Origin of the sequence: Nocardiopsis halotolerans DSM 44410 (assembly GCF_000341065.1) — a bacterium.
GTDB lineage: Bacteria > Actinomycetota > Actinomycetes > Streptosporangiales > Streptosporangiaceae > Nocardiopsis > Nocardiopsis halotolerans.
In genome coordinates this window covers 37,994-60,924 of sequence record NZ_ANAX01000223.1, presented here as the reverse complement: position 1 = coordinate 60,924, position 22,931 = coordinate 37,994, and the positions used below count along the sequence as shown (strand labels likewise).

At 70.8% G+C, this 22,931-nt stretch carries 19 protein-coding genes and 1 pseudogene (1 of these 20 cut by a window edge); 8 read left to right on the top strand and 12 right to left on the bottom strand.

From position 1 onward, the window contains the following. Positions 1-94 precede the first annotated feature (94 nt). Complete coding sequence (locus tag D455_RS0117200; RefSeq protein ID WP_017571952.1) at positions 95-1,111, bottom strand: PadR family transcriptional regulator; 1,017 nt, start codon at positions 1,109-1,111, stop codon at positions 95-97. Next, a complete protein-coding gene (locus D455_RS0117195; RefSeq protein WP_026122712.1) occupies positions 1,112-1,963 on the bottom strand; it encodes a DUF4097 family beta strand repeat-containing protein in 852 nt (283 codons plus the stop codon). 207 nt (positions 1,964-2,170) lie between these two features. Here D455_RS0117195 and D455_RS0117190 point away from each other — a divergent pair, with 207 nt between their 5' ends. Then, positions 2,171-2,755: a hypothetical protein gene (locus D455_RS0117190; protein ID WP_017571950.1), complete on the top strand. Its 585-nt coding sequence runs from the start codon at positions 2,171-2,173 to the stop codon at positions 2,753-2,755. 60 nt (positions 2,756-2,815) lie between these two features. Here D455_RS0117190 and D455_RS30810 read toward each other — a convergent pair whose 3' ends face one another. Both D455_RS30810 and D455_RS0117180 read right to left on the bottom strand, forming a co-directional pair. After that, entirely contained in the window at positions 2,816-2,995 is a 180-nt protein-coding gene (locus D455_RS30810) for a DUF6104 family protein (RefSeq protein WP_040684941.1), read from the bottom strand. A 16-nt stretch (positions 2,996-3,011) separates the two neighbouring features. Beyond that, the gene (locus D455_RS0117180) at positions 3,012-6,653 is read right to left on the bottom strand and encodes a multifunctional oxoglutarate decarboxylase/oxoglutarate dehydrogenase thiamine pyrophosphate-binding subunit/dihydrolipoyllysine-residue succinyltransferase subunit (RefSeq protein ID WP_040684940.1); all 3,642 of its coding nucleotides are present in this window, start codon (positions 6,651-6,653) and stop codon (positions 3,012-3,014) included. A 607-nt stretch (positions 6,654-7,260) separates the two neighbouring features. Here D455_RS0117180 and D455_RS0117175 point away from each other — a divergent pair. Further along, the gene (locus D455_RS0117175) at positions 7,261-7,629 is read left to right on the top strand and encodes a BlaI/MecI/CopY family transcriptional regulator (RefSeq protein ID WP_017571947.1); all 369 of its coding nucleotides are present in this window, start codon (positions 7,261-7,263) and stop codon (positions 7,627-7,629) included. Here the strand turns inward: D455_RS0117175 and D455_RS0117170 are convergent. Together D455_RS0117170 and D455_RS30805 are read right to left on the bottom strand one after the other, a co-directional pair. Then, on the bottom strand, positions 7,626-8,861 hold the full coding sequence (locus tag D455_RS0117170; protein ID WP_017571946.1) for an MFS transporter: 1,236 nt from the start codon (positions 8,859-8,861) through the stop codon (positions 7,626-7,628). The two genes, D455_RS0117175 and D455_RS0117170, sit on opposite strands and share 4 nt — an antisense overlap. Before the next feature lie 180 nt (positions 8,862-9,041). Then, positions 9,042-10,110 (bottom strand): annotated as a pseudogene (locus tag D455_RS30805) (suppressor of fused domain protein). A 208-nt stretch (positions 10,111-10,318) separates the two neighbouring features. On the opposite strand from D455_RS30805, the gene rlmN reads away from it, so the two are divergent. Next, on the top strand, positions 10,319-11,416 hold the full coding sequence (rlmN, locus tag D455_RS0117160; protein ID WP_017571943.1) for a 23S rRNA (adenine(2503)-C(2))-methyltransferase RlmN: 1,098 nt from the start codon (positions 10,319-10,321) through the stop codon (positions 11,414-11,416). 31 nt (positions 11,417-11,447) lie between these two features. After that, positions 11,448-11,918 (top strand): YqaA family protein, encoded by a 471-nt coding sequence (locus D455_RS0117155; protein WP_017571942.1) that lies wholly within the window; start codon positions 11,448-11,450, stop codon positions 11,916-11,918. Positions 11,919-12,001: 83 nt separating this feature from the next. On the opposite strand, the gene D455_RS0117150 is transcribed toward D455_RS0117155, so the two are convergent. The 3 genes from D455_RS0117150 to D455_RS0117140 are packed head-to-tail and all read right to left on the bottom strand — an operon-like array spanning position 12,002 to position 15,266. Further along, positions 12,002-13,606, bottom strand: coding sequence for an ABC transporter permease (locus D455_RS0117150; RefSeq protein ID WP_017571941.1), 1,605 nt, complete (start codon positions 13,604-13,606; stop codon positions 12,002-12,004). Continuing rightward, positions 13,603-14,538, bottom strand: a complete 936-nt coding sequence (locus tag D455_RS0117145; RefSeq protein ID WP_017571940.1) for an ABC transporter ATP-binding protein — start codon at positions 14,536-14,538, stop codon at positions 13,603-13,605. The genes D455_RS0117150 and D455_RS0117145 overlap by 4 nt, the downstream gene beginning before the upstream one ends. A gap of 53 nt (positions 14,539-14,591) precedes the next feature. Next, positions 14,592-15,266, bottom strand: coding sequence for a TetR/AcrR family transcriptional regulator (locus tag D455_RS0117140; protein ID WP_017571939.1), 675 nt, complete (start codon positions 15,264-15,266; stop codon positions 14,592-14,594). A 216-nt stretch (positions 15,267-15,482) separates the two neighbouring features. Here D455_RS0117140 and D455_RS0117135 point away from each other — a divergent pair, with 216 nt between their 5' ends. Next, entirely contained in the window at positions 15,483-16,292 is an 810-nt protein-coding gene (locus D455_RS0117135; protein ID WP_017571938.1) for a carbon-nitrogen hydrolase family protein, read from the top strand. A gap of 240 nt (positions 16,293-16,532) precedes the next feature. Beyond that, on the top strand, positions 16,533-16,775 hold the full coding sequence (locus D455_RS0117130; RefSeq protein WP_017571937.1) for a hypothetical protein: 243 nt from the start codon (positions 16,533-16,535) through the stop codon (positions 16,773-16,775). Between the two features lie 240 nt (positions 16,776-17,015). Here the strand turns inward: D455_RS0117130 and D455_RS0117125 are convergent, their stop codons facing one another. Both D455_RS0117125 and D455_RS0117120 read right to left on the bottom strand, forming a co-directional pair. Beyond that, complete coding sequence (locus D455_RS0117125) at positions 17,016-18,524, bottom strand: CoA-acylating methylmalonate-semialdehyde dehydrogenase (RefSeq protein WP_017571936.1); 1,509 nt, start codon at positions 18,522-18,524, stop codon at positions 17,016-17,018. A 200-nt stretch (positions 18,525-18,724) separates the two neighbouring features. Further along, a complete protein-coding gene (locus D455_RS0117120; protein ID WP_017571935.1) occupies positions 18,725-20,011 on the bottom strand; it encodes an aspartate aminotransferase family protein in 1,287 nt (428 codons plus the stop codon). A 197-nt stretch (positions 20,012-20,208) separates the two neighbouring features. Here D455_RS0117120 and D455_RS0117115 point away from each other — a divergent pair, with 197 nt between their 5' ends. Both D455_RS0117115 and D455_RS0117110 read left to right on the top strand, forming a co-directional pair. Further along, a complete protein-coding gene (locus D455_RS0117115) occupies positions 20,209-21,813 on the top strand; it encodes a PucR family transcriptional regulator (RefSeq protein WP_017571934.1) in 1,605 nt (534 codons plus the stop codon). Between the two features lie 173 nt (positions 21,814-21,986). Beyond that, positions 21,987-22,475 (top strand): Lrp/AsnC family transcriptional regulator, encoded by a 489-nt coding sequence (locus D455_RS0117110; protein WP_017571933.1) that lies wholly within the window; start codon positions 21,987-21,989, stop codon positions 22,473-22,475. Between the two features lie 39 nt (positions 22,476-22,514). Here D455_RS0117110 and gabT read toward each other — a convergent pair whose 3' ends face one another. Further along, on the bottom strand, positions 22,515-22,931 hold the final stretch of the coding sequence (gene gabT / locus D455_RS0117105) for a 4-aminobutyrate--2-oxoglutarate transaminase (protein ID WP_017571932.1). 909 nt of this gene lie beyond the right edge of the window; the window shows 417 of its 1,326 coding nt (coding positions 910-1,326); its start codon lies beyond the right edge, outside the window — the gene reads right to left on this strand; it ends in the stop codon at positions 22,515-22,517.

Here is a 22,931-nt window from a genome sequence, read left to right as displayed (position 1 = left end):
CACGGCGGCCCGAACTCCTCGGTCAGAGCGGCGAGCGCTTCGCGCGGGCCGGCCGCGGCGGGGTCGGGATCGGCTCCCTCACCGTGAGCGCCGCCTACCTGTCCTCGTCGGTGTCCCTGACCGCCTCGCTCCAGGGGTCGGAGGACGGCCGCGCCTCGCTCTCCCCGGCGGTCCCGTCCGCGTCTCCGGCGGGTGAGTCCGTCCGCGCCCCCGCGGTCTCGGTGGACGGCTCCTCCTTCCCGGCGGAGTCCTCCCCGCCGGGGGCTGCGGGCCCCTCGGCGGATTCCCCGGCGGAGTCCCGCTCCTCCCGGTCCCCCTCCTCACGGTCCCCGGTCGGACCCCAGTGCCGCATGTCCCGGCGGATCACCTCGACCGTGTCGTCCAGGATGCGCCGCAGGTCGGTGGCGGCGGCCTCGCCGACGTTGCCCGCCTCGTGGACCACGTCGCGCACCCGGTCGCCGAAGTCGCGCAGCGCGCGCTCGAACTCCGGGCTCTGCGCCGAACGCTCGGAACCGCTCCGGCCCCAGGCGGCGCCGAAGGCGCCGAAGCCCTGGGAGAAGCGCTCCCACTCGCGGGCCCAGCGCGAGCCCTCCTCGCAGCCCTGCCCGCGCCGCTCACCGTCCTCCGCCGACCGCTGCCCGGACTTCCCGGAGCCCTCGCCGCCCCGGCTCTCCTCCGAGGCCGTGGCGTCGGCGGACTCGCGCGGGGCCTCGGGCCCGGGGCGGCGCGTCCCGCCGGAGGAGAACTTCAGCTCGTCGCGCAGCGAGCTGATCGTCGCGCGCACGTCCTGCTTGACCGCACGGGCGATGTCGCGCACCGAGTCGGTGATCTCCCGCTCCAGGTCGTTCAGGTCGCTCTCGCGCTCGCGCAGCTCCTCACGGCCCCTGTCGGTGAGGCGGTAGACCTTGCGGCCGCCCTCCTCGGTGTGGGTGACCAGCCCCTCCTCCTCCAGCCGTGCCAGCCGGGGGTAGATCGTGCCCGGTGAGGGCGAGTACACCCCGAGGAAACGGTCGCGGAGCAGGCTGATGATCTCGTAGCCGTGCCGGGGACTCTCGTCCAGCAGCTTGAGCAGGTAGAGCCGGAGTCTGCCGTGTCCGAAGATGGTGCTCATTCAGGCCCCCTCGGGGATCGCGGCCGGTGCCTCGGGCGCGCGCCGCAGCAGCGCGGCCCGACCGGACGCGGAGTTGATGGTGATGGACGCGGGATCGACGCCGCCGCCGATCCTCCCGCTCAGGACCGTCCTGGCCGGTGCGCTGCGGCGGTCCAGGCCGAAGTCGGAGTCCACGGTCGACGTCGCGGTGCGCAGTTCCACGGTCGCGGAGGTCTCGGAGGGCACCCGCAGGGCGATCTCGCCCGAGACCGAGTTGAGCCGGACCCGCCCCGCCGGGGCGATGCCGGTGTCGGCCAGTACCTGCCCGGAGACGGTCTTGGCGCTCAGCGCGGAGAGCAGTCCGCCCGCCACCGCCAGCTGTCCGCTGACGCTGTTGAACTTCAGGTTGCCGTGGGGATCGCGTACCGCGGTGCTCCCCGAGACGGTGCTGATCTGGGTCTCACCCGAGATGTCGTCCAGGGTGATCTCCCCGCTGGCGGTCTTCAGTTGGCTGCGTGCGCTGAGCCCGGCGGCCACGATGGGCGCGCTCACCGTGGTGACCTCGACCGGGCAGTCCTTGGGCAGCCGCAGGTTCACGGTGGCTCTGCGGTCCTGCACGTTCTTGTAGCCGCTGAGCTGCACGGGCCTCAGCCGCTCCAGGAGTCCCTGGCTGGTGAGGTCCTCGTAGTGGATGGTGAGGATGCCCGCCTCCTGCGTGACCAGCAGGGGTTCACCAACGATGTCGGTGACCTCGAAGGTGACCGGGTCGTCGGTGGGAAGGATGTTGACATGGCCTCCGATGATCCGGACACGCAACGCCACGATGCCGTCCAGCGTCTGGGTCATCGGCCTGTCGATGGTCCAACGTGCCATCGTCTCTCGGCCCCTTTCGCTCGCTCCGTGGTTTCACGATATGTCGCGTCTCCGGCGAACTCAAGATATGTCGTGGATTTGCGGGCCGGTTCGGGGGCGGTTCCGGGAGAACCCCGAGACGCCCCGGGGGCGGTGTCGTCGCAGGTCTGCGCTTGAATGGGGGCTGGCCCCCGACCGGGCCGACCGCACGACCTGGAAAGACCGAGAATGCAGCATCCCCCGAACCCCCACACCTACGACCCGGAGAGACCGGTCACGCACCAGGCCCCGGCGCCCTGCACCCTCCAGCCGGAGGCGGCCGGACCCCCGCGCATGCCGCGTGCCCTGCGCTTCCTGCGCGTCCTGTTCAGCCTCTGGGGCACCGTCTCCGCACTGGCCGTCGGTCTCTACGCGTTCCTGTTGCTGAGCCTGTACGTGTTCACCCCGCCGAACTTCGACGAGTGGCTCGCCGTCCGGGACTTCACCGTGCCCGAACTCTGGGTCATGCCCGTGCTGCACGGCTTCAGGGCCCTCTTCTGCCTGCTCGGAGCGGTCCGCCTCGGCAGGGGAGGGCGTACCGGCCGCAGGTGGGCCCTCGTCGCCGTGGGCGTCGAGGCGGGCGCGGTGGCGCTCGGAGGGGTCCTGGGGGTCGCCACGATCATGGAGGGCCCCCTGTCCGTGGTCGGTCTGGCGGTCCACGCCCTCGCCTGGTCGCTCAACGTCGCGGTGGGGCTGCTCTTCCCCGCACTCCTGTGCCTCCTGCTGCTGGTCCTGCGCTCCAGCCGGGAGTGGTTCCGCGCCACCGGGGCCTGACCCGGTGGCGCGCACGCGAAGGGGCCCGGGTCGCGATGACCCGGGCCCCTTCGGGAGTCCCTACTCGTCCTCCTCGTCGTCCAGCCGCGCCAGCCACGTGGCGAGCCGGTCGACGGGGGTCTCGAACTCGGGGTTCATGTCGGTGAACGCCCGCAGCTGCTCGGCGAGCCAGGCGAAGCTGACCTCCTCGTCGCCGCGGCGGTTCTCCAACTCCTCGATTCCGCGATCGGTGTAGTACATACCGCTTCTCCGGCCGCTAGTCCGCGGGCGGGAAGACCGTGTCCACCAGGGCGCGCTGCTCGGCCTCGTGGCGCTTGGCCGAACCGGCCGCGGGCGCGGAGGAGGCCGGGCGCGAGACCCGGGTGAACGGGCGGTCCAGCTGCTCGGAGAAGACCAGCGCGACGAAGGGCCACGGACCCATGTTCGCCGGTTCCTCCTGCACCCACAGGACCTCGCCCGCGTTCGGGTAGGCCTTGAGCTGCTCGCGGATCTCCTCGATCGGCAGCGGGTAGAGCCGCTCCGCCCGGATGATCGCGGTGTGCTTGTCACCGCTCTTGCGGCGCGCCGCGTCCAGGTCGTAGTAGATCTTGCCCGAGCACAGCACCACGCGGCGCACCTTGTCCGGCGCGATCGAGTCGTCCGTGATCAGCGGCTGGAAGGAGCCCGAGGTGAAGTCCGAGACGGCCGAGGCGGCGGCCTTCAGGCGCAGCAGCGACTTGGGCGTGAACACCACCAGCGGGCGCTGGAGCGGCGACTTGGCCTGCCAGCGCAGCAGGTGGAAGTAGCTCGCCGGGGTGCTCGGGTGGGCCACCGTCATGTTCTCCTGCGCGCACTGCTGCAGGAACCGCTCGATGCGGGCGGAGGAGTGGTCCGGCCCCTGGCCCTCGTACCCGTGCGGCAGCAGCAGGGTCACGCTGGAGCGCTGGCCCCACTTCTGCTCGCCCGCGCTGATGTACTCGTCGATGATGGTCTGGGCGCCGTTGACGAAGTCGCCGAACTGCGCCTCCCACATCACCAGGGCGTCGGGACGGGTCAGCGAGTAGCCGTACTCGAAGCCCAGCGCCGCGTACTCGCTCAGCAGTGAGTCGTGCACGTGGAACCGGGTGAGCCCGTGGTCGAACTGCTTGAGCGGCGTGTGGGTCTCGCCGGTCTCGCGGTCCATCAGCGTGGCGTGGCGCTGGCCGAAGGTGCCGCGGCGGCTGTCCTGGCCGATCAGGCGGACCGGATGGTCGTCCAGCAGCAGCGACCCGAAGGCCAGGAGCTCACCGGTGGCCCAGTCGATCGCGTCGGACTCGACCATCGTCGCGCGGCGGGACAGCTGGGGCGCCAGCCGCGGGTGCGGCGTGAAGCCCTCGGGCAGCGACACCTGGGTGTCGATGACCTTCTTGACCGTCTCGGTGCTGATCGCGGTCTCGACCGTGGAGTGGTCCAGGCGGCCCTCGGTGAACACCTCGGGCTTGACCACGGCGCCGGGTTCCACCGGCTTCTTCTCGACCTCGCGGGTCTCGGTGAAGGCCCGCTCCAGTTCGGAGTGGTAGTCGCGCAGCGCCGACTCCGCCTCCTCCACCGTGATGTCGCCGCGGCCGATGAGGGCCTCGGTGAACAGCTTGCGGGTGGAGCGCTTGGCGTCGATGACGTCGTACATCAGCGGCTGGGTGAACGCGGGGTTGTCGCCCTCGTTGTGTCCGCGGCGCCGGTAGCAGACCAGGTCGATCACGACGTCCTTGTTGAACGCCTGACGGTAGGCGAAGGCCAGGTGCGCGACCCGGACCACGGCCTCGGGGTCGTCCCCGTTGACGTGGAAGATCGGCGCCTGCACCATCCGCGCCACGTCGGTGGCGTAGACGCTGGAACGGCTGTCGGACGGCGAGGTGGTGAATCCCACCTGGTTGTTCACGATGACGTGCACCGTGCCGCCGGTCCGGTAACCGCGCAGCTGCGACAGGTTCAGCGTCTCGGCGACCACGCCCTGACCGGCGAACGCGGCGTCGCCGTGGATGAGGATCGGCAGCACCGTGAAGCCCTGCGGGCCCTTGTTGAGCACGTCCTGCTTGGCGCGGACGATGCCCTCGGCCACCGGGTCGACCGTCTCCAGGTGGGACGGGTTGGCGGCCAGCGAGATGCGGATCTTCTCGCCGTCGTGGGTCTCGAAGGTGCCCTCGGTGCCCAGGTGGTACTTGACGTCACCCGAGCCGTGCGCGCTGCGCGGGTCGAGGTTGCCCTCGAACTCACCGAAGATCTGCCCGTAGGACTTGCCGCAGATGTTGGCCAGCACGTTCAGGCGGCCGCGGTGGGCCATGCCGATGACGGCCTCGTCCAGCTCGGCCTTGGCGGCCCTGGAGATCACGCCGTCCAGCAGCGGGATCAGCGACTCGCCGCCCTCCAGGGAGAAGCGCTTCTGACCCACGTACTTGGTCTGGAGGAAGGTCTCGAAGGCCTCGGCGCTGTTGAGGCGGTGCAGGATGTGCAGCTGCTCGTCACGGTCGAGCTTCTCGTGCTCGCGCTCGACGTGCGCCTGGATCCACTCCCGCTCCTCCGGGCTCTGGATGTGCATGTACTCGATACCCACCGTGCGGCAGTAGGTGTCGCGGAGCACGCCCAGAACGTCGCGCAGCTTCATGACCTGCTTGCCGCCGAAGCCCCCGGTCGGGAACTCGCGGTCGAGGTCCCACAGGGTGAGACCGTGTTCGAGCACGTCCAGGTCGGGGTGCTTGCGCTGCTCGTGGTCGAGCGGGTTGGTGTCGGCCATCAGGTGGCCGCGCACGCGGTAGGCGTGGATCAGCTCCTGGACCCGGGTGGTCTTGTCGAGCTGGGTGGCCTTGTTGACGTGGATGTCCTGCACCCAGCGCACCGGCTCGTAGGGGATGCGCAGGGCGTTGAAGATCTCGTCGTAGAAGCCGTCCTCGCCCAGCAGCAGCTGGTGGATCCGGCGCAGGAACTCGCCGGACTGCGCGCCCTGGATGATGCGGTGGTCGTAGGTGGAGGTCAGCGTCATGACCTTGCTGACGCCCAGCTCGGCCAGGGTGTCGGAGGAGGCGCCCTGGAACTCGGCCGGGTACTCCATCGCGCCCACGCCCAGGATGGTGCCCTGTCCCGGCATGAGGCGCGGGACCGAGTGCACGGTGCCGATGCCGCCGGGGTTGGTGAGGCTGATGGTGGTGCCCTGGAAGTCCGGCACGCCCAGCTTGTTGTTGCGGGCCTTGCGGACCAGGTCCTCGTAGCCGCCCCAGAACTCCGCGAAGTCCATCTCGTCGGACTTCTTGATGGAGGGCACGACGAGCTGCCGGGAGCCGTCGGGCTTCTGGAGGTCGATCGCCAGACCGAAGTTCACGTGCTCGGGCTTGGCGACACCGGGCTTGCCGTCGACCTCCACGTAGGAGTGGTTCATCTCCGGCATGGCCTTGAGGGCCTTGACCATCGCGTAGCCGATGATGTGGGTGAAGGAGACCTTCCCACCACGGGCGCGTCGCAGATGGTTGTTGATGACGATCCGGTTGTCGAAGAGCAGCTTGACCGGTACCGCGCGCACGCTCGTCGCCGTGGGCAGACCCAGGCTCGACTCCATGTTGGTCGCGGTCCGCGCGGGCGCGCCGCGCAGGCGCTCCTGCTTGACCTGGAGGGCCTCGTCCCCGCCCTCCTCGTCCTTCTTGCCGGCCGGGGCCGCGGGGGCGGTCGGCTTCTTCTTGGGGGCGGAGGCCGCGGGGGCCTTCTCGCCCTGTGCCTTCGCGCCGTTCCCGCCCTTCGCACCAGCAGTCTCCGCGGGCTTGTAGTCCGCGAAGAAGTTCCACCAGGCCTTGTCAACGGAGTTCGGGTCGTTCAAGTACTTCTGATAAAGCTCCTCGACCAACCACTCGTTGGGACCGAAATCTGTCAGGGGTTGAGACGCCTCAGACGACACGGCGGAGATCGCCCACTTCCGCAGCTCGCTTGTGAATGTGTAGGAAGACGGGTGGCTGCTGGCAAGGCGGGCTCAAAGAACGTGGGAACAGTCCCGCGCACACGGGAGAGCATCTGGCCTGGCCAGCACTCGTCGGGTACCAGGCTACTTGTACCGACCTCCGGGAGGGGAACCCGAGCGTTGTGGAAACTAGGAGATAGGTAACAATCTTTCACATCATCGTTGCCTCTACGTGTGAGTAACAAAGCCCAGTGTTGTGTCAGTGCCTGTTTTGCGGGTTTTCTGGCGGTTCCGCGATGTGAAGAGACTGGCCGCCTCCGGCCATGCGGAATGTGGCGTGTAACACGGTGCGTACGAGGGAACCCGCCGGGTCGAACCTCCGTCGGAGGGATGCGAGCGGCCGGGCAGGACGGCCGGGTACTCCCAGCGGGCGCTAGGGGCCCGGGCCCGGCCGCCGACGCTCTTTCTCTCGTCCGGAAAGCGCGTTCACTGGTGAAACGCCGGTCTTCGATGCCGAAGATGTACGGATCTGTGTGCTCTTCGGAGTTCTCCCACGCGGGAGCCCCCCTCGTGTCTAGGATCCTCGTGATCACAGACGGGAGAGGCCATGCTGGGGGAACTGGAGACGGCCATCATGGACGCGCTGTGGCGGTCCGAGGAACCGCTGTCCGTGCGTCAGGTCCGCGAGGCCATGGTCTACGACCGCGACGTCGCGTACACGACGGTCATGACGGTCGCCAGCATCCTCTTCCGCAAGGGGCTGCTGGACCGGGAGAAGACCGGCCGCGCCTGGATCTACTGGCCGCGCGAGTCGCACGCCGAGTACACGGCCAGGATGATGGACGAGGTCCTCAACACCGGTCCGGACCCCGGCGCCACCCTGCTCCGCTTCGTGGAGCGCTTCAGCGACGAGGACATGGCGCGCTTCCACCGCGTGCTGGCCCAGGCCCGCGACCGCCGGGGCATCGCCAGCTAGGCGCGGGCCAGGGTACGCACGCTGCGCGAGGAGACCGCGGCCAGGGTGGCCAGCAGGGTCAGTGACGCCACCAGCACCAACGCCGGGCCGGAGCCGAGGGAACCCGCGACCGGACCGATCGCGACCTGCCCCACCGGCATCGCCACGAACGACCCCAGCGCGTCGTAGGAGTACACCCGCGACAGCTTCTCCTGCGGCACGTTCTCCTGGACCGAGACCTCCCAGGCGACGGTGAACTGCTCCACGGCCACGCCCGAGACGAACATCGCGGCGAACAGCACCGGCAGCGGCGACGGTCCCGTCAACGCCAGGAACGGAAGGGTCTGCGCGGCCACCAGGGCCGTGCCGTAGACCAGTGCCCGCCGAGGCTGCCAGCGCGCCGCCAGCACACCGCCGACCAGCAGCCCGACGCTGTTGGCCGCCATGAGCAGGCCCCACGCGGTCCGGCCGAAGGTCGCGTCGGCGATGCCCGGCCCCAGCACGGTGGTGGCCGCCGACCAACCCGCGTTGACGACCATGAACTGGAGCACGATGATCCAGACCCACGGGCGCGACACGAACTCGCCCCATCCCTCCCGCAGGTCGCGCAGTACGTTCGTGTTCCCCGTGTCCACCGGCCTCGCCGTCCGCGCCACCCGCACGCTCAGGAGGGCCGCACCGGCGCAGGCGAACAGCGCCGCGTCCGCCGTGATCGCCCAACCCGCGTTCAGCAGGCCCACGACCAGGCCGCCCGCCGACATCCCCAGGAACGTGCCGCCCTGGACGCCCACGCCCACCACGGCGTTGGCCTGACGCAGCAACCCCCGCGGCACGGTCTGCGGGGTCAGCGCCGCGGCGGCGGGCAGGTTCACCGCCGCCGCCGCGCCGTTGACCAGGCTCAGGAGGGTCATCAACGGCAGTGACGCGGTACCCGTCAGCAGTGTCGCCCCCAGGGTTCCCTGGGAGAGCGCGGCCAGGGCACATCCGCCCTGGAGCACCAGCGCGCGTGGCAGCCGGTCCGCGACCACACCGCCGAGCAGCAGCAACGCCACGTTCGCGACCGAACGCGCGCCCACCACCAGCCCCACGCCCGTCAGGGAACCGGTCACGTCCAGCACGGCGAAGGCCAGTGCCACCGACGCCATGCCGTTGCCGAGGGCCATCAGCGCCCGGCCCAGGGCCAGTCCGCGGAAGGCCGGATGCCTCAGTGGTGCGGTGAACCCCGCCTCCGTGCCACCGCCCGTGCGCACCATGGCCCCGTGCCTCCGTTCCCCGTCCACGGTGCACGATCCCAGGCGGGGACCCGGGGGTGTCAACGGGTTTCTGCGCCGGGCAGAGCCCCCGAACCCACGGACACGGGCCCCGGGCGGGGGCCGACGGTCCGGCTGGGAACGTCGGCCGTGTGACGTGAGGGGCTCACCCCGGGGAGGCCGTCACCCCAGCACCCAGCTGCGCCCCTCGGCGGCCAGCTTCTCCACCAGGGTGGCGCTGTCGTGCTCCTTGGCGAACAGGTGCTCGGGACGGGTGATCGGCACGATCCACAGCCACCGCACGGGATCGCCCTGGAAGGACAGGCCGGAGGTGTCCGGGGGGCGGTGCTCAGGGCGGGTGACCAGGGGAGAGGGGTCCTCCAGCAGCAGGACGGCGCCCGCGCCGCCGCGCATGGCCCGGTCCTCGGGGTTGTCCAGCCACTTGACGGTGTGCCCGGTGCCGAACCAGGTCACCGCCCGCCAGGGGAAGGCGCCGATCCACCGGAAGACGCGGGCGGCGTGGTGCGCGGGCAGGGTCGTGGCCAGGGCCAGCTCCACCCGTGCGTACTGGGAGGTGTTGGCCATGTAGCGGTCCAGGGTGGGCATCCGCTGACCGCACATCCCCACCGTGGACAGCACCGTGAACGGNCCGTTCCGAGACGCGCAGCAGCGGCGGGTGGCCGTCGGACACGTCCCAGTAGTGGCCGGGTTCGCCCACGTGCCGGTTCAGGTGGCTGAGCACGGTGCGCTGCACGCTGCGCCAGGCTCCCGAGGCGCGCCGCCAGTCCCAGTAGGCCTCGGCGTGGACGACGCGCGGCCACAGCTGTCCGCGCACCGGGTCCAGTTCCCAGGCGTAGGCGCTGCGCCCGATCGCCTCGCGCGCGTAGCCGGGAAGCCCGCTGTCGGCCTCGGCCCAGCCGGGGATGACGGCCAGGAGCCCCTCCTCGTCGACGAGCGCGACCCCGTCGCCCTCCTCGAACCACACGGCGCGCAGACGGTCGGGGTCGAAGCGGGGCCGTCCCTGCGGGTGCTTGGTGTGGGCCTCGGGCATGAGCGGCGCCCGGCCCTCGTACGGTCCGCCGGACCCGCTCGTGCGGGGCGCGCTCTCGTGGTTGGCCAGCCACACCGGTACGCGGATGCGCCCGCGCGCGTCCAGAAGGTAGGCGGCCGTGGTGTGGGAGTCGCACTCGACGACGACACGACGGCTCTGGTACGGGCTGATCTCGTCGAGCAGGACGTCGATTCCTGTCACCGGCCCTCCCGCCGCTGAATCTCCTGTTGTCCCCTGCTGTCGTAGCCGGACGACCCGTCAGGTTCGTCCGCGGAGTGCGTAGAATCGACGGTAGTGCCCTGACAGGCGGAGCTGCACCGCGGCGGCGTATAGGTCGTATAACGACACGAGCCGCCACCGTCCCGCGCCGGGCGCACGACCACCGACTTCCACTTCCTACGGATTGTCTATGCCCGCCGAGCTCACCTTCGTCGCGCCCAAACGCGCCAAGCCTCCCCGGCACCTCGCCGACCTCAGCCCCGAGGAGCGGGCCGAGGTCGTCAGGGAACTGGGCGAGAAGCCCTTCCGTGCCAAGCAGCTCGCCCAGCACTACTTCGGCGCCCTGGAGTCGGACACCGCGGCGATGACCGACCTGCCCGCCTCCTCCCGGGAGAGGCTCGGCGAGGCGCTGCTGCCCACCCTGCTCACCCCGGTGCGCCACATCACCTGCGACAACGGGATGACCCGCAAGACCCTGTGGAAGGCGTTCGACGGGGTGCTGTTCGAGTCGGTGCTCATGCGCTACCCGGACCGCGTCACCCTGTGCATCTCCTCCCAGGCCGGGTGCGGCATGAACTGCCCGTTCTGCGCCACCGGCCAGGCGGGCCTGACCCGCAACCTCTCCACCGGCGAGATCGTCGAGCAGGTGGTCTCCAGCGCCCGTGACCTGGAACGCGGCGAGGTCGCGGGAGGACCGGGCCGGATCAGCAACATCGTGTTCATGGGCATGGGCGAGCCCATGGCCAACTACAAGCGCGTGCTCCAGACGGTGCGCCGCATCACCGACCCCGTCCCGCACGGCCTGGGCATCTCCCAGCGCGGCGTCACCGTGTCCACGGTCGGCCTGGTGCCCGCGATCAACAAGCTCATCGACGAGAGGATGCAGGTCCGCCTGGCGATCTCCCTGCACGCCCCCGACGACGAGCTGCGCGACGAGCTGGTGCCCATCAACACGCGCTGGAAGGTCGGGGAGGTCCTGGACGCGGCCTGGCGCTACGCGGGGACCACCGGTCGCCGGGTCTCCATCGAGTACGCGCTGATCAAGGACATCAACGACCAGGCCTGGCGCGCCGACCTGCTCGGCAAGCTCCTCAAGGGCCACCTGGTGCACGTCAACCTCATCCCGCTCAACCCCACCCCGGGTTCCAAGTGGACGGCCTCGCGCCCCGAGGACGAGCGCGAGTTCGTGCGGAGGCTGGAGTCCCACGGGGTGTCGGTCACGATCCGCGACACCCGCGGCCAGGAGATCGACGGGGCCTGCGGGCAGCTCGCGGCGGCCGAGAACTGACCGGCCACGCGACGGCCCCCGGCGACACGGCGTGAGAGAGACCGCACTGGCCTTCGTGGTCGCCCTCGTCTCCGGGGTCGTTCCGGTCGTCAACATCGAGGTCTACCTGCTGGGCGCCGTCGTCGTGCTGGACGACGGCGCCCTCGTCGGTATGGCGGTGGCGGCCGGGGCGGGGCAGACCCTGGGCAAACTGCCCTACTACTACGCCGGGCGCGGAACGCTCTCCGCGCCGTGGATCCGCCGCAGGGCCGCCACACCGGGCAGGTGGGCGGCGCGCGCCGAGGGCTGGCGGCGCAGGGCCGAGGAACGTCCGGCCTGGGGCGCGGGCCTGGTCGCGGTGAGCTCCTTCACGAGCCTTCCGCCGTTCATGGTGGTGTCGGTGCTGGCCGGGGTGGTCCGGATCAACGTCGTGCTGTTCAGCGTGATCACCCTGGTCACCCGCACCGCGCGTTTCCTCGTCGTGGTGTTCGCTCCCGCCTGGGGGCTGTCCTTCCTGCCCTGACACCGGACCACGGCGCGGCCAGCTCGCGGGCGCGCCGTCGGCACCCGCGGCCCCGACGGCGCGCCCGAACGGGCCCGATCGCCTCAGACGGTGCTCAGGTCACGGCGGCGGAAGCCCGCCAGGGCGACCGCGTTGGCCACGAGCACGACGCCCAGCGCGACGGCCACCGCGACGGCGTCGAAGTCCTCGCCCGGCAGCCTGGGCAGCAGCTCGAACGCGCTCAGGTGGAGCAACCAGTCGTCGAGGCCGACCAGGGGGCCGAGGACCGACGCCAGGATGCTGTAGCCCAGCCACGCCCACACCAGCGGGACCAGGCGCGGAGCCGCCCCCGTCAGCAGTGCGGCCAGCGCGGCGAACAGCAGGGCCACCGGCAGCTGGGCGAGGGCGGCCCCGGTCATCGTCCACATCCAGGAGGAGTCCTCCAGGGCCGCGGACGCGCTCAGGCCCATCCCGACGCCGCCCGCCACGACGATCAGCGCCGAGGACAGCACGCTGACCAGCAGGGCGCTTCCGAACCACCGCACCCTGCCGACGGCCGTGGACAGGGTGAGCTCGGCGCGTCCGGAGGTCTCCTCGGTCCGTGCCCGAAGCACCGAGAGGGCGGCGTAGGCCGAGGCGGCCATCAGCACGTAGCCGCTCATGACCCCCAGGAAGCCCCCGGTGACGTCGTCGGCCCCGCCTCCGCCGCCGAGGACGGCCAGCAGGTCGGGGTTCTCCTCCAGCATCGCGTCCACCTCGGTGACCAGTGAGCCGAACGCGACGGCGAAGAGGAAGGTGGCGACCGTCCAGGCGACGACGGCCCCGCGCTGCTGGTGCAGGTGCAGCGCGAACACGCCGTTGAGCAGCCCGCTCGCACCGGCCGGACCGGGGCGGGCGGCGACCAGTCCCGCGCCGAGGTCGCGCCGTCCGGCCAGGGCGTAGGTCAGTGCGAAGAGCACCACGATGAGGACCGCGTACAGCGCCAGCGGCCACCAGCGCGGGTCGGCGAACACACGCGTCTGCTGGGCCCAGGCGAACGGCGACAGCCAGGACAGCGCGTTGCCGCCCTCCTCGGCCATGTCGCCGACCACCCGGCACAGGAACAGCACGCCGAGGACCAGGAAGGCCAGTCCCGCGGCGCTGCGCCCGTGTTCCACGACCTGCGCGCACACGGCGGCGATGGCGCCGAAGGAGATCCCGGCCAGGGCGAGCCCCAGGCCGTAGGCCACCGAGTCCGCGGTCTCCAGGCCGTTGCCGATCATGGCCACGGCGGTCAGCCCGCCGACGAGGAGGTTGACGAGGGAGACGGTGACCAGTGCGGCGGTCATCTGTGCGCTCGCCCCGAGGACGTTGGCGCGCAGCAGTTCGGCGCGGCCGCTCTCCTCCTCGGCGCGGGTGTGCCGGACCACGTGCAGGACGCTCATGACCGCCAGGGCGATGAGCATGCTCATGGTCAGCTCGTTGACGACCATCGGGCCGAGTTGGTAGTCGTCCAGCCCGTACCCGGGGCCGCCGAAGACGACCCCGGTCGGGGTGTCCATCAGTGCCGCCCGTGCCTGGCGCTGGGCCTGGGTGGTGAACATCTCGCCGAGCGCCGGGATGGTCGCGACGACGGTGCCGACCAGGGCCAGGACCCAGACCGTCAGCCGGACGCGGTCGCGGCGCAGGACGAACCGGACGAGGGTGCCGGTTCCGGTGAACGCGTTCATGCCGCCGTGCTCCCGTCTCCCCTGCCCCCGCCGTTCAGCGTGGCCAGTTCGTCGCCGTAGTGGCGCATGAACAGCTCCTCCAGCGAGGGCGGGTTGCTCACCAGGGAGCGCAGGCCCAGGCCGGTGACCGTGCGCATGACGGTGTCCATGTGGGTGTTGTCGACGTCGAGGGTGACGGTGTCACCGTCGACCCGCAGGTTGTGCACCCCGTCGACGCCCTCCAGGGCCCGGGCGTCCCCCGAGACGGTGGCGCGCACGGTGGAACGGGTCAGGTGGCGCAGGTCGTCCAGGCTCCCGGACTCGACCGAGCGCCCCTTGCGGATGATGGTGACGGTGTCACACAGCTTCTCGACCTCGGACAGGATGTGGCTGGAGAGCAGCACGGTACGTCCCTGCGCCTTGGCCTCCATGACGCACTCGGTGAACACGGCCTCCATGAGCGGGTCCAGGCCGGAGGTGGGTTCGTCCAGGATGAGCAGTTCGGCGTCGGAGGCCAGAGCGGCGATCAGGGCGACCTTCTGCCGGTTGCCCTTGGAGTAGGTGCGGGCCTTCTTGGTCGGGTCCAGCTCGAAGCGGGCGAGGAGCTCCTTCCTGCGCCCGGGGTCGAGCCCGCCGCGCAGCCGCCCGAGCAGGTCGATCGCCTGCCCGCCGGTGAGGCCCGGCCACAGGGTGACGTCGCCGGGCACGTAGGCCAGGCGGCGGTGCAGGCGGACGGCGTCCCTCCAGGGGTCGCCGCCGAGCAGGCTGACCGATCCGGCGTCGGCCCGCAGCAGGCCGAGCAGGACGCGGATGGTGGTGGACTTGCCGGATCCGTTCGGTCCGAGGAAGCCCGCGACCTGGCCCGTGGGGACGGTCAGGTCCAGCCCGTCCAGGGCCTGGAAGCGGCCGAAGTACTTGTCGACGCCGCGGACTTCGATGGCGGGTGATGGCATGGTCGGGTTTCCCTCCGTGCGGGGTGGGGGTCGTGGTCGGGCCGTGGAGGCGGTCAGCGGGACTCCTCGGGGGGATCGCTGACGTACAGGAGGTAGGCGTCGAGCATCGTGCGCTCGGTGAGAAGCCCCTCGGTGTACAGCTCCAGGGCCGGGAGCATGTACTCCTCGGACCACGTCCGCATGAGCTGTGAGAAGTCGATGTCGGGCCCGGTCTGGTAGAGGGTGACCTGGAGGAGCATCGACCCCATGGAGTTGGCCGCCATCCAGCGGGCCCGTTTGGCCGGATCCCGGCTCGGGCGGATCGTGCCCTCGGCCTCGCCCGCGGCGAGGTAGCGCTCGACGTCGGCGACCATGCGCTCGTAGAGCGAGACCGCGAGCGGCCCCCCGGCCTGGACCGACCGGAAGGCGTAGGCGATCAGCGGGGTGTACTCCTCCATCGTCGCGAACTGGTGGAGGAAGGTCTGGCCGTCGTGGCTGGTGATCGACTCGGTCTTGATCTCGTTGATGATCCCGACGACGTGGTCGTCACAGGCCTGCCTGAGCCCGGCCTTGGAACCGAAGTGGTGGATCACCAGGCCGGGGGAGACCCCGGCCTGCTCGGCGATCGCCCGAACGCTCACGTCGAACCCGTGCTGACCGAAGCACGTGACGGCCGCGTCGCGGATGCGTGCGCGTGCCGTGAGGTCCGACTCCCCGGCGGATTCGTCCGACCGTTTGGCTGAACTCATGTTCAATACATTAAACGCGCGTTCAGAGACTTGGCAAGGGGAGGCGCGTACCGTGCGAACACCCCGCTGACGGGGAGGCCGCTACGGTCACATCGGGACGGACGCGGCCCCGCCCGTGCGGATGCGGCCCCGCATGGACGGAACCGGCCCCGGGGCTGGTCGTACACTCGGTGCACGGTGCCCCTGGAGCGCCCCACCCCGACGAGGAGAGGTTCGATGGTGCAGGTCGCGGTCGTCCAGTTCGCCCCCGGTCAGGACAAGGCGGAGAACCAGCGCTCGGTGGCGCGGTTGACCGCCCAGGCGGCGGCGGAGGGGGCCGGGGTGGTCCTGTTCCCCGAGTACACGATGTTCACGGCCCCGCGTGTCGACCAGCGGGGCGCGGCGGCGGCCGAACCCCTGGACGGCCCCTTCGTCTCCGCGGCGGCCGACACGGCCCGGAGGGAGGGTGTGCACGTGGTGCTGGGGGTCAACGAGGCCGGAGACGACACCACCCACTTCACCAACACGCTGGTGGCACTGTCGCCGGCGGGCGAGCGCGTCGCGCACTACCGCAAGATCCACCTGTACGACGCGTTCGGGGCCCGGGAGTCGGACGTGCTGCTGCCCGGTCCGATCGAGGAGCCGGAGACCTTCACCGTGGACGGCGTGGTGTTCGGCTTGCAGACCTGCTACGACCTGCGTTTCCCCGAGGTGACGCGGCGCGTCGCCGACGCCGGGGCGCATGTGGTCCTGCTGGCCGCGCAGTGGGTTCCGGGGCCGCTGAAGGAGGAGCACTGGCGGACGCTGCTGAGGGCGCGCGCCATCGAGAACACCGTCTACGTCGCGGCTTCCGGGCAGGCGGCCCCGGGCGGCGCGGGCAACAGCATGGTGGTGGACCCCATGGGAACGCCGCTCGCGGCGTTGGGGGAGCAGACCTTCACGGTCGCGTCGGCCCGGGTTTCGGCTACCCGGGTTCAGGAGGTGCGGGACATCAATCCGGCCCTGTCGCTGCGCCGTTTCTCAGTGTCTGCACGGTCAGGGGACTGAGGTCCCAGATCACTACTGCTCAGTAGCTAGCCAGGCGAAAGGGATGAAGGTGCTCCCAGTGGGCAGGGTCTTCCCAGGGTTCGTCACTTAGGGTTATGCTTCACCTGCATGATGTGATCTAGATCGGTCCGGACCCTTTCAGGCGCCCACAGCTTCTGATTGAATAAAGAGCCGGTAACTATCGGCCCGCCAGACTGTCCTAAAACCACGGGGGGAGCAAGGACATTGCGCGGAACGAGCATGATGTGCGAACCAGACACACTGCCTGCGATCGACACCTACCTCTACGATCCGGGCTCGCTGAGCTGGGCGCAGTGCATGGGGGATGCCTGCGTCGTCTGCCACACCAAGTGGCCCCGGCCCCGCCGGGTGCTCGGTGAGCTGCCCGACGGGAGTCATGTGTTCGGTTGTGAGGAGTGCGCGGGTCTCATCGGCGCGGAACCCCGGGTTTCCGCCGACGAGAGGCTGTTCGCGGCTCGGTAGGAGCGGGAGACGGTCGCGCTCCGGGTCCAGGGGGAGAGGCGGACCCGGAGCGCTTCCGTTGACGCGCCCGCTTCCATCGGGGAGGAGGGGAAATGAGCGCGCCCTTCCCGGATGGCTCCTACGTCGGTCGGCGTCGCCGACCACGCCCCGTGAGGGGTGCCTGGTGACAACGATACTCCGTGTCGTCCGCCGTCGACCGACAGTGAGGCAGATCCGTCCGGTATTTTCGTGGACCCAGCGTCAGGCGTTGGTGGGGAAGCCCAGGTTGACGCCTCCCTCGGGCCGCTGGCCCGGGTCGGTCCACCGGGCCGTGACCGCCTTCGTGCGGGTGTAGAAGTGGACGCCTTCCGTGCCGTGCGCGTGGGAGTCGCCGAACAGGGACTGCTTCCAGCCACCGAAGGAGTAGTAGGCCATCGGCACCGGGATGGGGATGTTGATGCCCACCATGCCGACCTCGACCTCGTTCTGGAACCGCCGGCCGGCGCCTCCGTCGTTGGTGAAGATCGCCGTGCCGTTGCCGTAGGGGTTGCCGTTGACCAGCTTCACCGCCTCGTCGTAGTCGCCCACGCGCACCACGCTCAGCACGGGACCGAAGATCTCGTCCCTGTAGCAGGACATCTCCGGGCCGACGTGGTCCAGCAGCGACGGGCCCAGCCAGAACCCGTCCGGGCTCCCGCCCGAGACCGGGTGCACGCGACCGTCGATGGCCAGGGTCGCGCCCTCGCGCACGCCCGACTCCAGGTAGGAGGCCACCTTGTCACGGTGCTCACGGGTGACCAGCGGGCCCATCTCGCTGCGGTCGTCGTCACCGGGCCCCACGCGCAGGCGCGCCACCCGCTCGCGGATCCGCTCCACCAGCTCGTCGGCCACCGACTCCACCACGGCCACCGCCGAGATGGCCATGCACCGTTCACCCGCCGATCCGAACCCGGCCGAGACGGCCGCGTCCGCGGCCAGGTCCAGATCGGCGTCGGGCAGCACCACCATGTGGTTCTTGGCCCCGCCCAGGGCCTGCACGCGCTTGCCGTGCTCGGCGGCGGTCCGGTAGACGTGGCGCGCGATCGGGGTGGAACCCACGAAGCTGACCGCCGCCACGTCCGGGTGCTCCAGGAGGGCGTCCACCGCCACCCTGTCGCCGTGCACCACGTTGAACACGCCGTCGGGCAGTCCCGCCTCGGCCCACAGTTCGCCCATCAGCACCGACGCGGAGGGGTCCTTCTCACTGGGCTTGAGCACGAACGTGTTGCCGCAGGCGATGGCCACGGGGAACATCCACATCGGCACCATCGCGGGGAAGTTGAACGGCGTGACACCGGTGACCACGCCGAGCGGCTGGAGGATCGAGTAGGCGTCCACGCCCGTGGACACGTTCTCGGAGTAGCCGCCCTTGAGCAGGTGGGGGGCGCCGCAGGCGAAGTCGACGACCTCCAGGCCGCGGGACACCTCGCCCAGGGCGTCGGAGAACACCTTGCCGTGCTCGGCGCTGATCAGCTCCGCGAGCCGCTCCTTGTTGCCGTTGAGCAGTTCGCGGAAGCGGAACAGGATCTGCGTCCGCCTGGACAGCGAGGTGTCGCGCCATCCCGGGAAGGCCTCCCGCGCGGCTCTCACCGCCGCGTCGACCTCCTGCGTTCCCGCGAAGTCGACCGTGCCGGTGACCTGGCCGGACGCCGGGTTGTGGATGTCCCCCCGGCGCTGGGCCGGTCCCTCGTGGGAGGCCCCGCCGATCCAGTGGGTGACGTGCTTGCTCATACCGTTCTCTTCCTTGTCCACAGGCCCCGGTCGGGGCTGGTGTGTCGGGCCCCGACGGGGTTTGCTTGGTACGGGGAGGTCTCGGAATCCGCCGACACGGTGCCGCCCCCGTCCGCCTGCCGGGCCGCGGGCACCGACCGGTCGAACGTCGGATGCCCGCGGGGGCGGGGCGTCCTCGGACATCGGCGGCGGGGGTGCCCTCAGGCCTCGGAGTCCACCACGCGTACCGCGTCCAGCAGCGCGTCACGGCCCTCCGCGGCCTCCTCCCGCGACAGCGTCAACGGCGGCGCCATCCTCAGCACGTTGCCGTGCACACCGCCCTTGCCCACCAGCAGCCCGCGCTCGCGCGTGGCCTCCAGCACCTTCCCGGCCAGGGAGGGGGACGGCGCGCCGGTGGCGGGGTCCACCATCTCCACGGCGAACATCAGACCCCTGCCGCGCACGTCCTTCACGCTCGGCAGTGAGGTCAGCGCCTTGAGGCCCTCCAGGACCAGCGCGCCCTGCCGCCGCGCGTTGCCCTGGAGGTCGTGCTCCAGCACGTAGTCCAGGGTCGCCCCGGCCGCGGCCATCGACACCGGGTTGCCGCCGAACGTGGCCACGCCCAGCGCGCCCAGGCGGTCCATGAGGTCGCCGCGGGCCACGACGCCGCCCACGGCGAAGCCGTTGCCCAGCCCCTTGGCGAAGGTCATGGCGTCCGGGATCACCCCGTGGTTGCCGATACCGAAGAAGCTCGTGCCCGTACGGCCCCACCCGGTCTGCACCTCGTCGGACACGAACAGGATGCCGTGCTCGTCCAGAACCTCCTTGTAGGCGGCGTACAGCCCGTCCGGCGGCATCGCGAACCCGCCCACGCCCTGGACGGGCTCGGCGATCAGGCACGCGACGTTGGGGGCGGTGGTGTCCAGCACGTCGCGCAGGTCGGCGACGCACGCCTCGACGTACTCCTGGTCGGACATCCCCCGGAAGGCCGGGGCGGCGTGGTCGGTGCCGTGCAGGTAGTGCACGTTCAGCGGTGACAGGGAGGAGTTCTTCCACGCCCTGTTCCCGGTCACGGCCACCGTGCCGAACGAGCGCCCGTGGTAGCTGCCGCGCATCGCCAGGACCTCGTCGCTGCCGCGCGCGTACGTGGCCAGCAGCAGGGCGGTCTCGTTGGCCTCGGTTCCGGAGTTGGTGAAGAACACCTTCGCGTCCGGGATCCCCGACAGGCGGGCGATCTTCTCCGCCAACTCGACCTGGTTGCGGATGAGGTACAGGGTGGAGGTGTGCACGACACCCCTGGCGATCTGACGCTCCACGGCCTCGCGCACCTCGGCCACGTCGTAGCCGAGCATGTTGGTCACGATGCCGGTGAAGAAGTCCAGGTAGGTGTTGCCGTCGGCGTCCGTGACACGGGCGCCCTTGCCGCTGGTGATCTCCAGCGGGGACTCGTAGTACAGGGGCAGCCAGGAGGGCATGACCGCGCGGTGGCGCGAGAGAAGTTCCGACATGCCCCCAGTCTCGCCCGGCTCCGGGGGCTTGACCAGAACCAGCATGTTGACAACATGGTGGCCGAAGTTACGACGTGTAAGAACGCGGGGCGCGTGTCCTCTGCTCAGGTCACGGCCGTGTGGCGGGGTACGGACCGTAAAGGGGAGCGCCCTGTAGCTGACACTGTGTCCTTCACGCGCCTCCTAGGATGGGGAGCGTGCTTCCCACCCTCGCCGAGGTCCTCCGCCTGCCCGCCCTCCAACGCGCCCGTCCCCGGGTCGTGGTGGGCTCCGACCGCCTGGACGTGGCCGTGCGCTGGGTCCACATCGCCGAGGTCACCGACCTCGCCCACCTGCTCCGCGGCGGCGAACTGGTGCTCAGTACCGGCATCGCCATGCCCGACGACCCCGACGCGCTGCGCCGCTACATCGACGACCTCGCCGCCGCGGGGGTCAGCGGCATCGCGGTCGAACTCGGCCGCAAGTACCACGCCGAACTCCCGCCCGCCTTCCTCCGCGCCGCGCGCGACGCGGGCGTGCCGGTCGTCCTGCTCGACCGCGAGGCCCGCTTCGTGGAGATCACCGAGGCCGTCCACATCCGTGTGGTCAACGAGCAGTTGGAGGAGCTGCGCGAGTCGGAGAAGCTGCACTCGGTGTTCACCCAGTTGTCGGTGGAGGGCGCCGACACCGGGCGCATCCTGCACGAGGTGGCCCAGCTCTCCGGCTGCCCCGTGGTCCTGGAGAACCTCACCCACCAGGTGCTGGCCTGCGACCTCAACGGCGAGGACCCCGGCACCCTGCTCACCTCCTGGGAGAGCCGGTCGCGAGCGGCGCGATCGGGCTCGCGCACCGTCCACACGCCCGCCACGGGCTGGCTGGTCACCATGGTCGGGGCGCGCGGTCAGGACTGGGGGCGGCTGATCCTGGTCGTGGGCGCCAACCCGACCCCGCGCCAGAGCATGCTCATCGAGCGCGCCGCGACCACCCTGGCGCTGGGCAGGCTGCTCGAACGCCACCAGGAGAGCCTGGAGCGGCAGACGCACCGCACGATCATCGCGGGCATCATCGACCGGGCCTACTCCGACCCGGAGGAGGCCCTGGTCCGTGCCCGCGCCGTGGGCGTGCCGCTCAACGGCCGCGTGCTGGTGGGGCTGGTGCTGCGCCTGCGCGAGAGCGGAACCGGGCTGGCCGCCCAGGCGCGCCTGTCCGACACCGCCGAGGGCGCCGCGCGCGCCTGCCGGGAACTGCGCCTCCCCGCCCTGGTGGGTTCGCTCGACGACCTGCGCGTGGGCATCCTGCTCGCGCTGCCCGGCCGTCAGCGCCTGGACCCGGTCCTGCACATGCTCGCCGAGCGGATCCGGGGCACGGTGGGCAACGCCGCGGTCCTGGCGGTGGGTTCCTCCGCGGACGGTGTTCGGGAGGTGCGCCGTTCCTTCCTGGAGGCGCGGCAGGTCGGCGACGTCGCCGTTCGGCAGAGCGATCAGCGCCCCTTCTACCGGCTGCCCGACCTCCACCTGCGCGGCCTGCTCCACCTGTTCCGTGACGACGAGCGGTTGCAGACCTACGTCGAACGCGAGCTGGGGCCGCTGTTGGACCACGACGCGCGGCACGGCGGCGACCTGACCGACATGCTCCGCCACTATCTGGGCGCGGGCCGCAACAAGGCGCTGGCGGCCGGACGAGCGCACCTGTCCCGCCCGGCGTTCTACGACCGGTTGCGGCGGATCTCCCACGTCCTGGACGCGGACCTGGACTCGGTGGAGACCTGCCTGTCCCTGCACGTGGCGCTGCTGTCACTGGACTCGGTGCGCGACGACCGCTGAACCGGCACCCGTCGGCCCGGCCGCCGCGGGAGCGCGAACCCCCGACCGGTGCGTGCGTGTCGACGTGGGTGCAGTACCTTGGAATCCGTTGTTCGGTGCGCGCGAAACAAGCAAATCCGCTGGTCAGCGCACCAGAGGAAAACGGGTTCCACTCACTGAAAGCCGAGGGTCTCGTGACCGAGCAGTCGGATCCCCACCACACGCGCCGCGCGAACGGCGTCGTCCTCGACGACACCGCCAAGCACATCATCGAGGTGCTCCAGGAGGACGGCCGTAGGTCCTACGCCGCCATCGGCAAGGCCGTCGGCCTGTCCGAGGCGGCGGTACGCCAGCGAGTCCAGCGGCTCCTGGAGGCCGGGGTGGTCCAGGTGGTGGGTGTCACCGACCCCCTGATGCTCGGTTTCAACCGCCAGGCCATGATCGGTGTGCGCACCACCGGTGACCTCAACACCGCCGCCGACGCCATCGCCGAGATCGAGGGCGTGGACTACGTGGTGATCACGGCGGGTTCCTTCGACCTGCTGGTCGAGGTGGTCGCCGAGGACGATCCCAGGCTGCTGGACATCCTGGCGACCATCCGCGCCGTCGACACGGTGGCCTCCACCGAGACCTTCCTCTACCTCAAGCTGCGCAAGCAGACCTACGCCTGGGGCACCCGTTAGGGCACGGGCGGGGTGAGGCTCCCCGCCCGTGCGAAACCCTCACAGCTGGGCGAAGGCCTCCTCCAGGATGTCCAGGCCCTCGTGCAGCAGCTCGTCGCTGATCACCAGCGGCGGCAGCATGCGGATCACGTTGCCGTAGGTGCCCGCGCTCAGCAGGACCAGGCCGCGGGAGTGGCAGTAGGACAGCACCTTGGCCAGCGCCTCGGGGGCGGGCGTGCGGTCGGCGTCCCGGACCAGCTCGATCGCGATCATCGCGCCGCGTCCGCGCACGTCACCGATGACCTCGTGCTTGGCGGCCAGGTCGCGCAGGCGGCCCACCATCAGCTCGCCGATCGCGCGGGCGCGCTCCACCAGGCCGTCGGACTCGATCGCCGACAGGGCGGCCAGCGCCGCGGCGCACGCGGCCGGGTTGCCGCCGTAGGTGCCGCCCAGGCCACCGCCGTGCACGGCGTCCAT

Excerpts from the sequence above, each read along its gene's own strand:
- D455_RS0117130 (WP_017571937.1), top strand. The coding sequence starts at position 16,533 with ATGATGTGCGAACCAGACACACTGCCTGCGATCGACACCTACCTCTAC.
- D455_RS0117190 (WP_017571950.1), top strand. The coding sequence starts at position 2,171 with ATGCAGCATCCCCCGAACCCCCACACCTACGACCCGGAGAGACCGGTC.
- D455_RS0117125 (WP_017571936.1), bottom strand. The coding sequence starts at position 18,524 with ATGAGCAAGCACGTCACCCACTGGATCGGCGGGGCCTCCCACGAGGGA.
- D455_RS0117175 (WP_017571947.1), top strand. The coding sequence starts at position 7,261 with ATGCTGGGGGAACTGGAGACGGCCATCATGGACGCGCTGTGGCGGTCC.
- D455_RS30810 (WP_040684941.1), bottom strand. The coding sequence starts at position 2,995 with ATGTACTACACCGATCGCGGAATCGAGGAGTTGGAGAACCGCCGCGGC.
- D455_RS0117120 (WP_017571935.1), bottom strand. The coding sequence starts at position 20,011 with ATGTCGGAACTTCTCTCGCGCCACCGCGCGGTCATGCCCTCCTGGCTG.
- D455_RS0117150 (WP_017571941.1), bottom strand. The coding sequence starts at position 13,606 with ATGAACGCGTTCACCGGAACCGGCACCCTCGTCCGGTTCGTCCTGCGC.
- D455_RS0117200 (WP_017571952.1), bottom strand. The coding sequence starts at position 1,111 with ATGAGCACCATCTTCGGACACGGCAGACTCCGGCTCTACCTGCTCAAG.
- D455_RS0117195 (WP_026122712.1), bottom strand. The coding sequence starts at position 1,963 with ATGGCACGTTGGACCATCGACAGGCCGATGACCCAGACGCTGGACGGC.
- D455_RS0117170 (WP_017571946.1), bottom strand. The coding sequence starts at position 8,861 with ATGGTGCGCACGGGCGGTGGCACGGAGGCGGGGTTCACCGCACCACTG.
- rlmN (WP_017571943.1), top strand. The coding sequence starts at position 10,319 with ATGCCCGCCGAGCTCACCTTCGTCGCGCCCAAACGCGCCAAGCCTCCC.
- D455_RS0117145 (WP_017571940.1), bottom strand. The coding sequence starts at position 14,538 with ATGCCATCACCCGCCATCGAAGTCCGCGGCGTCGACAAGTACTTCGGC.
- D455_RS0117135 (WP_017571938.1), top strand. The coding sequence starts at position 15,483 with ATGGTGCAGGTCGCGGTCGTCCAGTTCGCCCCCGGTCAGGACAAGGCG.
- D455_RS0117140 (WP_017571939.1), bottom strand. The coding sequence starts at position 15,266 with ATGAGTTCAGCCAAACGGTCGGACGAATCCGCCGGGGAGTCGGACCTC.